Source organism: Pseudomonas sp. JL27(2026) (genome assembly GCF_056933555.1).
Genome location: NZ_CM167794.1, coordinates 3,556,388 through 3,572,335 on the forward strand (window position 1 = coordinate 3,556,388; position 15,948 = coordinate 3,572,335).

General features: G+C 58.6%; 10 protein-coding genes. 5 read left to right on the forward strand and 5 right to left on the reverse strand.

Features of this window, described 5'->3' with window-relative positions; translation table 11 throughout:
* The first annotated feature begins 222 nt into the window (after positions 1–222).
* The 3 genes from AC1Z1G_RS16325 to AC1Z1G_RS16335 all read left to right on the forward strand — a co-directional run bounded on the left by AC1Z1G_RS16325 (position 223) and on the right by AC1Z1G_RS16335 (position 4,523).
* Positions 223–1,614 (forward strand): GntP family permease, encoded by a 1,392-nt coding sequence (locus AC1Z1G_RS16325; protein ID WP_483621073.1) that lies wholly within the window; start codon positions 223–225, stop codon positions 1,612–1,614.
* 7 nt (positions 1,615–1,621) lie between these two features.
* On the forward strand, positions 1,622–2,395 hold the full coding sequence (hbdH, locus tag AC1Z1G_RS16330) for a 3-hydroxybutyrate dehydrogenase (protein ID WP_483621074.1): 774 nt from the start codon (positions 1,622–1,624) through the stop codon (positions 2,393–2,395).
* A 172-nt stretch (positions 2,396–2,567) separates the two neighbouring features.
* A complete protein-coding gene (locus tag AC1Z1G_RS16335) occupies positions 2,568–4,523 on the forward strand; it encodes an acetoacetate--CoA ligase (RefSeq protein WP_483621075.1) in 1,956 nt (651 codons plus the stop codon).
* Positions 4,524–4,633: 110 nt separating this feature from the next.
* On the opposite strand, the gene AC1Z1G_RS16340 is transcribed toward AC1Z1G_RS16335, so the two are convergent.
* Positions 4,634–8,383, reverse strand: a complete 3,750-nt coding sequence (locus AC1Z1G_RS16340) for a hypothetical protein (RefSeq protein ID WP_483621076.1) — start codon at positions 8,381–8,383, stop codon at positions 4,634–4,636.
* Positions 8,384–8,665: 282 nt separating this feature from the next.
* Positions 8,666–9,775, reverse strand: a complete 1,110-nt coding sequence (locus AC1Z1G_RS16345; protein ID WP_483621077.1) for a PilT/PilU family type 4a pilus ATPase — start codon at positions 9,773–9,775, stop codon at positions 8,666–8,668.
* A 110-nt stretch (positions 9,776–9,885) separates the two neighbouring features.
* Between AC1Z1G_RS16345 and AC1Z1G_RS16350 the strand changes: the two genes are divergently transcribed.
* Both AC1Z1G_RS16350 and AC1Z1G_RS16355 read left to right on the forward strand, forming a co-directional pair.
* Entirely contained in the window at positions 9,886–12,423 is a 2,538-nt protein-coding gene (locus AC1Z1G_RS16350; protein ID WP_483621078.1) for a hybrid sensor histidine kinase/response regulator, read from the forward strand.
* Positions 12,424–12,475: 52 nt separating this feature from the next.
* Positions 12,476–12,751: a peptidylprolyl isomerase gene (locus AC1Z1G_RS16355; RefSeq protein WP_095170376.1), complete on the forward strand. Its 276-nt coding sequence runs from the start codon at positions 12,476–12,478 to the stop codon at positions 12,749–12,751.
* Positions 12,752–12,826: 75 nt separating this feature from the next.
* Here AC1Z1G_RS16355 and AC1Z1G_RS16360 read toward each other — a convergent pair whose 3' ends face one another.
* From AC1Z1G_RS16360 to AC1Z1G_RS16370, 3 genes are all read right to left on the reverse strand, one after another.
* Entirely contained in the window at positions 12,827–13,750 is a 924-nt protein-coding gene (locus AC1Z1G_RS16360) for a sugar kinase (protein ID WP_483621079.1), read from the reverse strand.
* Between the two features lie 155 nt (positions 13,751–13,905).
* On the reverse strand, positions 13,906–15,123 hold the full coding sequence (locus AC1Z1G_RS16365; protein ID WP_483621080.1) for an amino acid deaminase: 1,218 nt from the start codon (positions 15,121–15,123) through the stop codon (positions 13,906–13,908).
* A gap of 37 nt (positions 15,124–15,160) precedes the next feature.
* Entirely contained in the window at positions 15,161–15,925 is a 765-nt protein-coding gene (locus AC1Z1G_RS16370; RefSeq protein WP_483621081.1) for an IclR family transcriptional regulator, read from the reverse strand.
* Positions 15,926–15,948 lie beyond the last annotated feature (23 nt).

The following is a 15,948-nucleotide window of genomic DNA, read 5'->3' on the forward strand; positions in this document are numbered from 1 at the left end:
GGATCTGTGTCGTTCACAAGCCCCCTGTGGGAGCGGGCTTGCTCGCGAAGGGGCCATCCCAGCCAATAAACATCTCAAAAAAGAGACAAATAATTCAAACAACAAACAAAATAGATAATTATCCTTATATTTCAATAGCTTGATCGGTTGGCACGAAACTCGCTAACGCCCTCTCCTACAAAAGATCCACCCCACAAAAATAACAATCCCAGGAGACACACCATGAGTGTGATCATTGCCTTGGCAGCCCTCGCGCTGCTGATGCTTGCTGCGTACCGTGGCTACAGCGTTATCCTCTTTGCCCCGATTGCCGCCCTTGGCGCCGTCCTGCTCACTGACCCTTCTGCTGTTGCGCCCGCCTTCACCGGGGTGTTCATGGAGAAAATGGTCGGCTTCATCAAACTGTATTTCCCGGTGTTCCTGCTCGGCGCAGTGTTTGGCAAGCTGATCGAGCTGTCGGGGTTCTCGCGTTCGATTGTCGCGGCGGCGATTCGCCTGCTCGGCACCCGTCAAGCGATGCTGGTGATCGTGCTGGTCTGCGCCCTGCTGACCTACGGCGGCGTGTCGCTGTTCGTCGTGGTGTTTGCGGTGTATCCGTTTGCAGCGGAAATGTTCCGCCAGAGCAACATCCCGAAACGGCTGATCCCGGCAACCATCGCCCTTGGTGCGTTTTCCTTCACCATGGACGCCCTGCCCGGCACCCCGCAGATCCAGAACATCATCCCCAGCACCTTCTTCAACACCACCGCGTGGGCGGCGCCGTGGCTGGGGCTGATCGGCACGATTTTCGTGTTCTGCGCCGGCATGCTGTTTCTGCAACGCCAGCGCAACAAGGCCCAGCGCAGTGGCGAAGGCTACGGCGCGGACCTGCGCAACGAACCTGAAACCGCTGCCGACATCAAGCTGCCCAACCCGTGGATAGCGCTGTCGCCGCTGTTGATGGTGGGCATCATGAACCTGCTGTTCACCCACTGGATTCCGCTGTGGTACGGCAAGACCCACAGCCTCAGCCTGCCGGGCATGACCGCGCCGGTCACCACCGAAATCGCCAAGCTCACCGCCATCTGGGCGGTCCAGGCTGCGCTGTTGGTAGGCATCATCATGGTGTTGGTGTTCGGCTTTCAAGCGATCCGCAGCAAACTCGCCGAGGGCAGCAAAAGCGCGGTCAGCGGTGCCCTGCTCGCTGCGATGAACACTGCCTCGGAATACGGTTTCGGCGCGGTCATTGCCTCGCTGCCGGGGTTCCTGGTGCTGGCCGACTGGCTGAAAAGCATTCCCAACCCGCTGGTCAACGAAGCCATCACCGTCACTCTGCTGGCCGGCATCACCGGCTCCGCCTCGGGCGGCATGAGCATCGCCCTGGCCGCCATGGCCAATGACTTTATCGCGGCGGCCCATGCGGCCAACATTCCACTGGAAGTGCTGCACCGGGTTGCGGCCATGGCCAGCGGCGGCATGGACACCCTGCCGCACAACGGCGCAGTGATTACCCTGCTGGCCGTGACCGGACTGACTCACCGCGAGGCCTACAAAGACATTTTCTGTATTACGCTGATCAAGACCCTGGCGGTCTTCGTGGTCATCGGCACTTTCTACGCCACCGGCATTGTGTGAGGCATACATGACAACTCTTTCGGGCAAGACCGCACTGGTCACCGGCTCCACCAGCGGCATCGGGCTAGGCATCGCATTGAGCCTGGCCAAGGCCGGCGCCAACCTGATCCTCAACGGTTTCGGCGATGCTTCAACGGTCATCGCGCAGGTCGAACAGTTCGGCGGAAAAGTCGGCCATCACCCGGCCGACGTCAGCGACCCGGCGCAGATTGCCGAGATGATCGCCTACGCCGAACGCGAATTCGGTGGCGTCGACATCCTGGTAAACAACGCCGGCATCCAGCACGTGTCGGCGGTCGAAGACTTCCCCGTGGAGCGCTGGGACTCGATCATTGCAATCAATCTGTCATCGGTCTTTCACAGTACCCGTTTGAGCCTGCCGGGCATGCGTGGCAAGGGCTGGGGGCGCATCATCAACATCGCTTCGGTACACGGCCAGGTCGGCTCGGTGGGTAAAGCGGCGTATGTGGCCGCCAAGCACGGGGTGATTGGCCTGACCAAAGTGGTTGGCCTGGAAACCGCCACCAGCAACGTCACCTGCAACGCCATTTGCCCAGGCTGGGTGCTGACTCCGCTGGTGCAAAAGCAGATTGATGACCGCGCCGCAACCGGGGTCGATCCACAACAGGCGCAGCACGACCTGTTGGCAGAAAAACAGCCGTCGCTGGAATTCGTCACGCCTTCCCAACTGGGCGAGTTGGTACTGTTTTTGTGCAGCGAGGCCGGCAGCCAGGTGCGTGGCGCGGCATGGAACATTGATGGAGGGTGGTTGGCGCAGTAGTCGCCGTTAGACCGACGTGGCGAGGGAGCTTGCTCCCGCTGGTCCGCGAAGCGGGCCCAAACTGGCTGACGCGGTCTTCCAATGGCAACGCGTTCATCATTTTACGACTGCTATGCAGCCGAGCGGGAGCAAGCGCCAGTAAGCGTGTAATAAGAAAAAAAAGAGGCCAACCATGTCCAATATCCTCTGGAAACCCAGCGCCGAGCGTATCGGCAAGACCCGCATGGAGGCCTTCCGGCGCTTCATCAATCAGCGCCATCACCTTGCTGCTGCGGACTACCCAGCCCTGCATCAGTGGAGCATCGATCAGCGCGAAGACTTCTGGCAGGCCATCGTCGATTTCTTCGACATTCGCTTCGCGCAGCCACCTGAAACCGTGCTGCGTGAAGGGCCACACATGCCCAGCGCCGAGTGGTTTCCCGGCGCCACGCTGAACTTTGCCGAACACCTGCTGCGCCGCTGCGACGAGGCCATCGCCGTGATCGCCGTCAGTGAAAACGGTGAGCGCGAACAACTGAGCTACGCCGAACTGGCGCGGCATGTCGCCGGCCTGCAACACAGCCTGAAAACCGCAGGCGTCGGCCTCGGCGACCGGGTTGCCGCGTGCATGCCCAACACATGGCAGACCCTGGTGGGCATGCTCGCGACCACCAGCCTCGGCGCGATCTGGTCCTGCTCATCGCCGGATTTCGGCACGCACGGGGTGGTTGACCGCTTCGGCCAGATCGAACCGAAAGTGCTGATCACCTGCGCCGGTTATCGCTACGCTGGCAAAGAGATCGATCAGACCACCAAGGTCAACGAAATCCTCGAACGCCTGCCATCCCTGCAGCAACTGATCATCGTCCCGTACGCCCGGCCACAAGCTCGTATTGAAGACTACAAGACCCACGCCAGGGTCGCGTTGTGGGACAGCTTTTACCGTCCCGGCGGCGAGCCTGAGTTCGTCGCGGTGCCCTTCGCGCATCCGCTGTACATTCTCTACTCGAGCGGCACGACCGGCGTGCCGAAATGCATCATCCACAGCGTCGGCGGCGTGCTGCTGCAACACGTCAAGGAACACGGTTTGCACGTCGACCTCGGACCTGACGACCGACTGTTCTACTACACCACCTGTGGCTGGATGATGTGGAACTGGCTGATCTCGGCCTTGGCGGTCGGCAGCAGCGTGGTGCTGTACGACGGCTCGCCCTTCCATCCCGGCCCGCAACGGTTGATCGACCTGATCGACAGCGAAGCCATCAGCGTTTTCGGTACCAGCCCCAAATACCTGGCAACCCTGGAAAGCAACGATATCCAGCCACGCCTCAGCCATGACCTTGGCAGCCTGAAAGCCCTGCTCTCGACCGGTTCGGCACTGTCGCCGCAAAGCTACGACTATGTTTATCGCGAGATCAAAAGCGAACTGTGCCTCTCGTCGATGTCCGGCGGCACCGATATCGTTTCCTGCTTCATCGCCGGCAATCCGGTCCTGCCGGTCCGCCGTGGCGAGATGCAGTGCAAGGGCCTGGGCATGGCCGTTGAAGTCTGGAATGAGTCCGGCCAACCGGTCATTGGCGAAAAAGGTGAGCTGGTCTGCACCCGACACTTCCCGGCGATGCCCATCGGCCTGTGGAACGACCCACAGCAGGAAAAACTCCGCGCATCGTATTTCAGCCAGTTCCCAGGTGTCTGGGCTCAGGGCGACTACGCCGAACAACGGCCCAACGGCAGTTGGCTGATCCACGGGCGCTCTGACGCGGTACTCAACCCCGGTGGCGTACGCATCGGCACCGCGGAAATCTACCGTCAGGTGGAAAAGATCCATCAGATACTGGACTCAGTCGCCATTGGCCAGCAATGGCAGGATGACGTGCGGGTGGTGTTGTTCGTGCGCCTGCGTGATGGCGTAACGCTGGACGACAACCTTGAGCAGGAGATTCGCCAGATCATCCGCGCCAACACCACGCCTCGGCATGTGCCGGCGAAGATAGTCGCGGTGACGGATATACCGCGAACCATCAGCGGCAAGGTTGTCGAGTTGGCGGTAAGAAATGTGGTTCACGGGCAACCGGTGAAAAACACCGATGCACTGGCCAACCCCGAAGCACTGGAGCAGTTTAGGGATCGACCGGAGCTTGCGAACTGAATGCCGCCAAGCGGCGGCCGGCACTGCCCGGGATGCTGCTGAAACAGGAGGTGAATCAGCGGGCGATGTCGCAGTGCGCACTGCAACATCGCCCTGACAATCAACGTGGATCAGAGGCTAACCAGCACCTCAACGTTTATAGGGCCATGCCGACGCCCTTCAACTGCCGCTGACATGATCTGGAGGTTGCGCACAAACTTTGGTCTATCCGTGATCAATTGGCTCAACAGCACCGTCACGAGGTTGAAAGAGTCCGCATTTTCCAGTGCCTTTGCGCTGTCATGCTTGCGTACGGGCGACTCTTCTGATGAAACCACAAGCTCGCCCAAGGCAAGGTTCAGCAACGGCGCGACATTCAACTGATAGTGCTCAGGGTCCATCTCTTTCGGTTCCAGCATATAGCTCAAGCCTTGAGCGGCCGGTCCACCCCGGAACATTTCATGCACCAGATCATTGGCAATGACTTCGTGCTTTAGCTTCCCGTAAAAATGATCATTCATATTTTCGCAGTAGACCGTAATGACCGGTTTATCTACCCCGGCAAGCGAGCCAGCCTTTTTCCAGGCTTTGTAAGCCTCGGGTATGAGTGATGCGGTGCTGACGTCATCCTTGGCAGCAGCCAGGATGAAGTTCCTGCCGGAGACGCCGTCGAAGTCCGTTTTAACAACTTTCAGGAACGTCAGCGCCTGGTCCCGTCCCTTGGACGTGCCACCGAACAGCAACCCGATGGCCAGATTGGTCTCAAGGTTATAGAAACTGTTACCCAACGCATTGAGAGCATTGGCCGCCCTCCTACGGGCAATAGGCACGCTTGCCTGAATAATCAGTCGGGTAAAGTCCACTGGAAATAATGCGTGGAGTCGAGGCAAGCGAAGGGGCTGGTCGAAGATAAAGTTCTTCAATTGCGGCCCCCATGGTTTGCCCAACCGATTCGTTGCATACCAATGCTGCTTTGGCCGAATGGCGCAGATACCCAATGCATCACCAGCATTCTCCAGCGGCCGCCACAAGCCTTGCCCCATCAGTGGATAACTGGTTGCATTGATCAGATCGTAAGAGTTGGCCTTTCCCGCGACTTTACGCAGCTGGAAAGTCGCCGTTTCCAACATGTGAAGACCACTTGCGCCCAATCGCAAGCTGCCCTTATAGAACACCTTCACCACGCTTCGCCCAAGATCTCCCAGCCCGCCCAGTGGATTGAACACCGACACAGTCATGGTGATGGCAAACGTTGCGAGCTTGGCAAGCTTGGCCGTCATCGAGATGCTTTTGGCCGCGACGCTTATCACTTTGCTCGCGACGCCCACCGCAGTGCCGAGGAGCGCCATGACATCCATGATGCAACCAAAAATACCGTCGGCTACCCGCTTTCGGTCTCCAGAAACCAGGTCTTCAATACAACTTTTTAGCGGCACGACAAGATTGACCAGGAATTCGGTGTGTCGTTGCTGGGTGCCCATCGCCGTCTCAATCCAGGTCAGCTCCGTGGCAACTTCCTTGAGTTCTTCATAGGTAGCCAGTGGGCGATTTTTCACAATGAATGTTGCGATCTTGTCAAACTGAGCGCAATCAAAATTGCTGTAAAGACTACGTTTTCGCGCAACGGGAGTTGACGGCGGCGCAATCTCGCCAAGTTTCTCTATGACCGCCGAACTCAGGGTGTACAGCCGGGAACCCACCCCATGGGTGTAGTTCCTGATATCAACCGGAATGTTGTCAGTGGTCGGCATTGCCAATGTTTTCTCAGACAGGCTACCTGAAAAGTCTACTCTGGAGCCAACATGCATTTTTTTCGTTCTGCCAATCAACGCACCCAGTTCCGAATTCTTATAACACTCACCTTGCAGTATGAAAACTTCGTAACAGGTGATTTGATTATTACCGTGAAAAGCACATATCACTACGCCATAGCGCCCTGTAGCAGCATCTTTTTCTGCCTGGGTTTCCGCCATGAAATTTTTAAGCGGCGTACTGGCACCCAGTGTTCCGTTACTGGTACTTGGCTCGGGAATATGGTTTTTAGCCACTGAAGGACGAAGCGTAAATACACCGACCTTATTGTTCTGGAAGATAATCCGATCGCTGTCAACCATCCTCGACATCGCCAACTTCAAGATCGTGGAATAGGCTTTATTTATGTTGCCGTGATGAACCCTGAGGTCAGCACTGAACTGGTCATCTACCTTTCCCAGCCCAGATAAACCCGGCCAGGTTTTAAAAATACTGTCGCCGTCAGGTTTGTCCCAGTTACCACCGACCAGGTATCCGCAAATGTGGGCGTCGGCCATCGATAGCGGATGTCCGTTAGGGCGGTAAATCGAGTTCGGCTGTTCATCGGGCTTGGGAGACCAGTTCTGTATGTTAGTAAAACCCTTGTATACCCTGTCGCCTCGGGTGTAGAGCAAGCGACTCTCCAAGTCACCGTCCGGCGCGACTTCCTTCAACGCTTTGAGCGCAACCTGTTTTCGAGTGGGTAGCGGGGTCGAGAACGTTTCGGCTGCATGAGCAGTCAATGCCGCGTGGCGCTCATAGGCTGCCAGTGCAATAAGCGACGCATCTTTTTCGGACTCGTTTAATTGTTCATGGGTAATCAGCTCGTTGATCAGCGCCCAATCGATAATTGACGGGATCGCCAACAGTCCCTGCAATTGCTCCATCAACCGACTGACCGGCTCAATCGCAGCGAACGCCATCACTTGTTCATAGCTCATCGAACGCGAACTGCCTGGCGCCCTCAGCTCGATCACCGCCACCACGCGGCTGAAACTGACCCAGCCGAGCGAGCCAACCAAGAGATCGAACGGAATGTCTTTAACCAGAAACTCCGGTGCAGTTTTAGCCAGTAACAGATGAGTCGCAAAGGGGGCCAGCCCACTGGAAACATGGCCACCGCTCAACAGCTGACGTTCGAAATCCTCAAGAATTATCTCGCAGGGCAAATCAACATTCCGAGGCTGGTAGAGATCGTAGCCACAGATGTGATTTCGCCGCGTATCCCGGCCACTGTAGTGGTCGAGATCAACAAGAATCGCAGTCACGAGCACTTGCGCAAGGTCTTGGCCAGTAAGGTTTTCATCTGGAGCGGCGCCATACCACTGCAAGGCATCAATGTATTCTTTTGCACTTAGCTGTGAAGCGGGGTGGTTCAGCAGATCGTTGATCGACTGATTGATGGTATGTCGGGCTTGACCGCCGGGTAGCGTTTTTCCAGTATTGACGTGCAACGTTTCAAGCAGTTTCTCTCTACCGGAAACCGTCCTCGCCGTGACCGCCCGAATACGCTTGATCTCCTCATCGGTTAATACGGCCGATGCCTCATTATCAGCAACAAGTTGGCCCCAGTAGGTGCCGAACACGTCAGCCGCCGGGAGTTCCAGCGACAGGAATACGATCAGGTTTTTTACCTCTGCAATCGTCGCGGGAACATTCAGGTTGTGAAACCTCAACCACTGGGAGATCACCATGTCATCAGAGTCCCATACAAAATCCCCCGTCACCTTCGCGAACTCGGTCAATAAACGTACGCGTTCAATGGCATTCGGGTCTGTATCAAGCCACTGCGTAACATCCCGTTTCCCTTGATCGCCGGAAACAAATACCTCACCACGAACAGTGACACAGAACTCATCCGTATCGTCAATTTGATAGTACTTATACACGACTACCATCGACCTGAAGTCACACATTTCCTGTAGCAAAACTTTGGCAGGCGTGTGCATATGATGAAGCGACGACCCGGAGCGCAATTGGAATAACTCGTCATCCAAGTCGACCCGCATAGTATCTACGTGTCCATTTTTCTTCACGAGCTCCTGGAGGAGGATCAACAGCTGTTGTTTCTCCGATACATCTTCAGTCATGCGCAGACGATGTGCTTCAGCTGCAGCTACAACAGACGCCTTCGATTTAACTCTAGTTATCACGCAGCACTTCCTATCAACCAATTAATTACGCGATCATTAAGAAAAAGATAGTTGCGCACAAACCGGACAATTCAAAGAAATCGTCTATTAGATAACATTTCGGCCAAGAAAAAACCAACTCATAGACAGCAGTCACAACACAAGCAATTTATTACCACCCATAAATAGTGAATCAGCAAACAAACCCAACCGTTCAACTTCTACAGACATCCTTCAACATTAATCCATCAACCCCCACTCTCCCGTCAAGCGTTGCTGAACAGATAATGTTTCAGTCTGCAACTTCAATCGCAACCGCAAGTTATTCGCTGAGTCCGCGTGTTTTAACGCTTCCTCCTCATCAATTACGCCCTCGACGACCAATTCAAACAGCGCCGCATCAAACGTCTTCATCCCCAACCCGCTCGACTTCTCCATTATGTTCTTGAGTTCGCCCAATTCATTGCGCCGGATCAGGTCGGCGATGGTCGGCGTGCCCAGCATCACTTCCACAGCGGCGCGACGCTGGCCATCGCGGGTACGAACCAGTCGCTGCGAGACGAACGCCTTGAGGTTGTTGCCCAGGTCGTTCAGCAACTGTGGCCGACGCTCTTCAGGGAAGAAATTGAGGATGCGGTCCAGCGCCTGGTTGGCGTTGTGGGCATGGAGGGTCGAAATCACCAGGTGCCCGGTGTCGGCAAACGTGAGGGCGTGCTCCATGGTTTCGCGGTCGCGGATTTCGCCGATCAGCACCACGTCCGGCGCCTGGCGCAGGGTGTTTTTCAGCGCGGCATGAAAGCTTCGGGTGTCGACCCCGACTTCGCGCTGGTTGATGATCGACTTCTGGTGTCGATGGATGTACTCCACCGGGTCCTCGATGGTGATGATGTGGCCGCTGCTGTGGCGGTTGCGGTAGTCGATCAACGCCGCCAACGACGTTGACTTGCCACAGTCGGTTGCCCCCACAAACAACATCAGGCCCTGCTTGAGCATGACGGTTTCGAGCAGCACCAGCGGCAGCTTGAGGTCTTCGAAACGTGGAATATCGAGCTTGATGTTACGGGCAACGATGGACACGTCATTGCGCTGCTTGAAGACATTGATCCGAAACCGCCCGACACCGGCCAGGGAAATTGCCAGGTTCATTTCCAGCTCCCGGTCGAACTCGACGCGTTGTTCGGCGTCCATAATGCTCGCTGCAATAGCGGCAATCTCCCCGACCTTGAAGGCTTCACGAGCCATTGGCCGGAGAATTCCATTGAAACGACCGCTGGGCGGCGCCCCGGTGGACAGGTACAGATCAGAGCCATCCTGACTGGCCAGCATTCTCAACAACGAGTGAATTTCCATGGCAAAAAACGTCCGGGCAGCATTCAATTGAACGGAAAACGCCTGATAAAGCGTCTACACCGTTGAAGGATAGTAGACGCCGCCGTACCGACTTGACGCAGGAACCCTTGATGAACGGATCCCCTTCCGGTAGCGATGCCCAGGCCCTGATTGCTCGCCTGGACTGGGCCAACAACCCACTGGGCGCTGCCAGCCACTGGCCACAAAGCCTGCGCACCGCCGTGGACATCGTGATTCACTCGCCCATGCCGATGTTGCTGCTGTGGGGGCCGACGCTTACACAGATCTACAACGATGGCTTCGCCCTGCTTGCGGGCAACAAGCACCCGCAGGCTTTCGGACAGCCGACACACCTGGTCTGGCCAGAACTTAAAGACTTTACTGACCCGATCTACAGCGCCGTCCTACAGGGGCAGGTTCGCACCTACACCGAACAACGCTTCAACCTGCAACGCAACGGACACGAGTCCGACTTCTGGCTGGACCTGACCTACAGCCCCATCCGAGACGAGCGCGGACAAGTCGCCGGAATCCTGGTCACGGCCATCGAAACCAACGAACGCCGACGCATCGCCCTGGAACTCAAGCAACGCTCCGACGCCAGCCTCAAGGCCCAGCACGAAACCGAAGAACGCCTGCAACTGGCCCTGGCCGCCACCGATGCGGTGGGCACCTGGGACTGGGATATTGGCGAGGATCGTTTCATTGCCGACGCTCACTTCGCGCAGTTGCACAGCATCGACCCGGCGCTGGCCTCACAGTTGCCGATCAGTGCCTACCTGAGCGGCGTCCACCCCGAAGACCGGGCCATGGTCGCCCGCAGCATCAAGCACTGCATCACCCACGGCACCGAATACGGTGAGGAATATCGCCTGTTGCTGGCCAATGGCGAGGTGCGGTGGGTCTTCGCCCGAGGGCGTTGCTACAAGGACCACCATGGTCGGCCGACCCGGTTTCTGGGTGCTGCCCTGGACCTGACCGAGCGCAAGCACACCGAACAGGCCTTGCGCCAAAGCCAGACAGAGCTGCAATTGATCATCAACGCCATGCCGGTGCTGATCGGCTACGTCGACCGCGAGGAGCGCTTTCGCCTCAATAACAGCGCGTACCTGGAGTGGTACGGCATGACCCCGCAGGAGCTCTACGGTCAGAGCATCCGTGAAGTATTGGGTGACGAGATCTATGCCACCCGCGTCGAGCAGATCAATGCGGCCCTCAGTGGCAAGCCGTGCAGTTTTGAGGCGTACTCACCGCACCGCGATGGGCGCCCGCGTTTCGCGCTGATGAAGTACCTGCCGCGCTTCGGTGCCGACGGCGCGGTGAATGGTTTTTACATTTTCGTGATCGACGAAACCGAGCGTAAACAGACCGAGGCCGCCCTGCGCAACCTCAATGAAACCCTGGAAGAACGCGTCAGCGAACGAACCCAGGCCCTGGCCGAGGCCAACCAACGCCTGCAAAGCGAGATGTTCGAACGTGAACGGGCCGAAGACGCCCTGCGCCATGCCCAGAAAATGGAAGCCGTGGGCCAGCTCACCGGCGGCATCGCCCATGACTTCAACAACATGCTGACCGGGATAATCGGCAGCCTTGACCTGATACAGCGCTACATCGCCGATGGCCGCAGCGACGAAATCGGCCGTTTCGCCGAGGCGGCGGTGTCGTCGGCCAACCGCGCCGCTGCGCTCACCCATCGACTGCTGGCATTCTCGCGCCGTCAGTCGCTCAATCGCCAACCGCTGGACCCCAACACGCTGGTGCGTTCCCTTGAGGAGCTGTTCCGGCGTACCAAGGGTGAGCACATCGAGCTCAACTTACGGCTGGGTAACGACGTGTGGCCGGTAAACACCGACGCCAGTCAACTGGAAAACGCCCTGCTAAACCTGGTGATCAACGCCCGTGACGCGATGCCCGAGGGCGGCGTATTACGGATCGAAACCGCCAACAGCTACCTCGACGGCACCGACATCAGCACACTGGAGCCGGTCAAGGCCGGTGATTACGTGATGCTCGGGGTCAGCGACAACGGTTCGGGCATGAGCCCGCGCATCCTGGCCAAGGCGTTCGACCCGTTTTTCACCACCAAACCCATCGGCCAGGGCACCGGGCTGGGCCTGTCGATGATCTACGGGTTTGCCCAGCAGTCGGGCGGCCACGTCACCCTCAGCAGTCAGCCCGGCCAAGGCACCACCGTGCGGTTGTACCTGCCGAGGCTGTACGCCGTACCGCAGGAAAAACCCGTTGCGCCCCTGCCTCAGGACCCTCCGTTTGCCACGGCCGGCGAGTCGGTGGTGCTGGTCGAAGACGACCCGGCTGTGCGCATGCTGGTGCTCAACGTGCTGAACGAACTGGGTTACACCACCCACGAGGCCGAGGACGCCCGGGCCGCGCTGCCCTTGATCGAGTCCGAGCTTCGGGTCGACCTGCTGATCACCGATGTTGGCCTGCCCGGCATGAATGGCCGGCAGTTGGCCGAGATCGCCCGTCAGTATCGGCCGGATCTCAAAGTACTGTTCATGACCGGTTACGCGGAAAAAGCCGCGGAACGCCAGGGCTTTCTCGACGAGGGCATGGACCTGGTATCCAAGCCGTTTTCCATTGAGTTACTGGCCAGCAAGATTCGCCACATGATCCGCCAGGCCGGTTGATATCAGGCATAATCGCGCCCCGCCGACACCACCGCTACAAGGTAACTGCCCCATGAAAGCTCAAGCCCGCCATATTCTGGTGAAAACCGCCGACGAGGCCGAACAGCTCAAACAACGCATCGCCAAGGGCGAGGCCTTTGATGTGCTGGCCAAAAAATACTCCACCTGCCCCTCCGGAAAACGCGGTGGCGACTTGGGCGAAGTACGTCCCGGCCAGATGGTCGGTGCCATCGACGCAGTGATTTTCAAGAAGCCGCTGCGGGTGGTGCACGGCCCGATCAAGAGCAAATTCGGCTATCACCTGGTGCAGGTGTTTTACCGCGATTGAGGGGTGGTTTTTACCCCCCCTGTAAGAGCCGGGCTTGCCCGCGATCCGCGTGTGCAGCAAACAGCCATTCACGGCCTATTTCGGAATCAACGCCCCCTGCACCTGAATCACCCGACTCGCCAACCGGTGCCCGGCCGCAGCGGCCTCTGCCGGGCCACCGCCCCGCAAGCGACTGGCCAGGTACGCCGCACTGAATGAGTCCCCCGCCGCCGTGGTGTCCACGACTCGCTCGACACGTTGCGCGGGCACCTCGAACAACTCGCCGCCGCACCGGATCAGGCACGATGCGGCGCCGCGCTTGAGCACCACTTCCACAGTGCCGATCTGCTCATAAGCCGCGAACACCGCCGCCGTGTCGGCAAACCCGAACAACGCCTGCTCATCGTCCACGGTCAACAGTGCCAGATCGACATAGGGCAACACCTCGCGATAGGCCGCTCGGGCCTGCTCGACGCTGCTCCACAAGCGCGGTCGATAGTTGTTGTCGAACACAATCCGCGCCTCCCGCTGACGTGCCTCAATCAGCGTTTCAATGAGTTTTTGACGCCCTGCTTCACCCAGCACCGCAAGCGTGATGCCGCTGAAGTACAGCACATCGTAATCCGGCAATGCTGCCAGAATCGGCGCAGCCGCAGGCGTGGTGAAGCAATCGCGCACCGCCGCTTCGTTGCGCCAATAAAGGAAGCGACGTTCACCCGCAGCATCGGTCTGGATGCAATACAAACCGGGCAAACGCCCCGGCAGGCGCTGAACCAGCGTCAGGCCGATGCCTTCGTCCGCCCAACTCTGGCACATCGCATCACTGAAACTGTCATCGCCCAACGCGGTGACGTAATCCACGCGGGCTCCCTCGCCCAACTCGCGGGCCAGGTAAACTGCCGTGTTCAAGGTGTCGCCGCCAAAGCTTTGTTGCAGACTGCCATCGGCGCGCTGCTGCAACTCAATCATGCATTCGCCGATCAGCGCGATGCGCGGGGTGGTGGGGTTGAGGGTGTTCATGGTTGCAGGTTCCCTTATGTTTCTGCTGTGTCTGGCAGGACGCCATCGCGAGCAGGCTCGTTCCCACAGGGGATTTGTGAACGACACAGATCCAATGTGGGAGCAGCCGGGCGGGCGTTCCCTCTGTTCGCGATAGCCGCACTGCAGTCTCAAACCTAGAAACAGGTTTCCATGCTCTCGATGACATTCAACTGCGCGTCCACCAGCAAACCCGTGCGCCACTTGTCGAACGTCAGGCATGGGTGGGAAGTGCCGAACGAAATAATGTCGCCTACCCGCAACTCAACCCCCGCCGCCACCGTCATGAACGCATGCTGGTCCATCACCGCCGTCACCTTGCAGGCACTGACATCGTCGCCCTGCGCCGGCAACACACCCGCCCGATAACGCAGCAACGGCACCGGCAGCCCCGCGTCATACGCTACATCACGCTTGCCCAGGGCAATCACCGCAAAACCCGGTTCCGGCAAGGACTGCACGTGCGCCCAGACTTCCAGCGCCGGGCGCAGGCCTTCGTGCAGATCGCTGCGACGGTCCAGCACACAGCATTGCGCTTCTTTGTAGATGCCATGGTCGTGAGCCACGTAACTGCCGGGGCGCAACACACTGAGGAAACGGCCCGCGGCGTTCTGGGTTTCGAAGGATTCGGCAATCAGGTCGTACCAGGCCGAACCCGACGCGGTGATGATCGGCGTGTCGATGGCAAACATGCCGTTGTCTTGCAGTTGAACCGCGAGGCGCACCAGCGAGTCGGCAAACTCGCGAATGCCACTGACGGCGTGATCACCATGAATCACCCCCTCGTAGCCTTCGATACCGGTCAACGCCAGGCCCGGCTGTGCCTTGATCGCTTCGGCCAGGGCCAACACTTCGGCTTCGCTGCGACAGCCGCACCGACCACCGACCACACCGTATTCAATCATCACGTTCAAGCGCTGACCGCGCGCCGCGAAAAACGCCCCGAGGTCGGCGACGTTGTCCGGGTGATCGACCATGCAGTGGAAGTCGAACGTCGAGTCCGTCAGTAAATCGGCAATCAGTGCCATGTTCGGCGCGCCGACCAACTGATTGGCCATCAACACCCGCCGCACGCCATGAACATACGCCGCATGAGTCTGCACGGCCGTCGCCAGGGTGATCCCCCAGGCGCCCGCTTCCAGTTGGCGCCGGAACAACGCCGGGGTCATGCTGGTTTTCCCGTGGGGGGCCAATTCGGCGCCGCTGTCGCTGACGAACGCCTGCATCCAGCGAATGTTGTGTTCCAGCGCGTCGCGGTGCAGCACCAACGCCGGTAGGCTGATGTCGCGCACCAGGTTTGCACCGGGTTGACCCGCGCCTTTTTCCACGACGGCGATATTCAAGGCAGAAGACATGTTCAAACTCCTCAAGCGAGGCCGCGAGCAGCCGTGGTTATTCGTTGATGCGACGGGCCAGGTTGTTCGCGCTTTCGATCAATACCCGGCGATAGTCGTTGTAATTGTTTTGGGCATCGGCTCTGGGCGCAACGATGCACAGGGTCGCAATGGCCACCCCGTTCGGGTCTTTGACCGGGGCAGCGAAACAATGGGTAAACGTGTCGGCAACGCTGTCGAAAGAAAAGAACCCTTCGACTGCGGCCTGACGGATTTGCGCCAGGAACCGCTCCAGCGGCAGGCGCTCGCCGTTGGGCAGGATGAAGTCCTGGTCATCGATCAACTCGACGATTTCCTGGTCGCTCAAATGCGCCAGCAACAGGCGCCCGGAAGCCGTCCACGGGATCGGCGCGTTCTCGCCGATGTCCGAGGAAATCCGAAAGTGCCGTTCGCCCTCCTTCATCAGCGCTACCGTGTACTTGCGCCCGTTGAGCAGGCACATCTGCGCGGTTTCTCGGGTCTGGCTGACGATCTCCTGCAAGGCGTGAGCGGCCTCGCGGGTCAGGTCGAAATGGCGTAAATGCGCCTGGCCGAGAAAGTACAGTTGCCGGCCGAGGTAGACGTGGCCGTCCTTGCCCACTGGTTCGAGAATCCGTCGCGCAAGCAGGGACGCGACCAGTTCGTAGACTGTGGATTTCGGGCTGCCGATACCGCTGGCGATTTCGTTGGGGCGCAGTGGCCGGCCGATCTCCTTGAGAAAATCGAGGATATCGAACGCCCGGTCCAAACCACGCGCCCGGCGCTTGATGGTGTCTTCGGTCATGTCAGTGGGCTCCCGGAGCATTC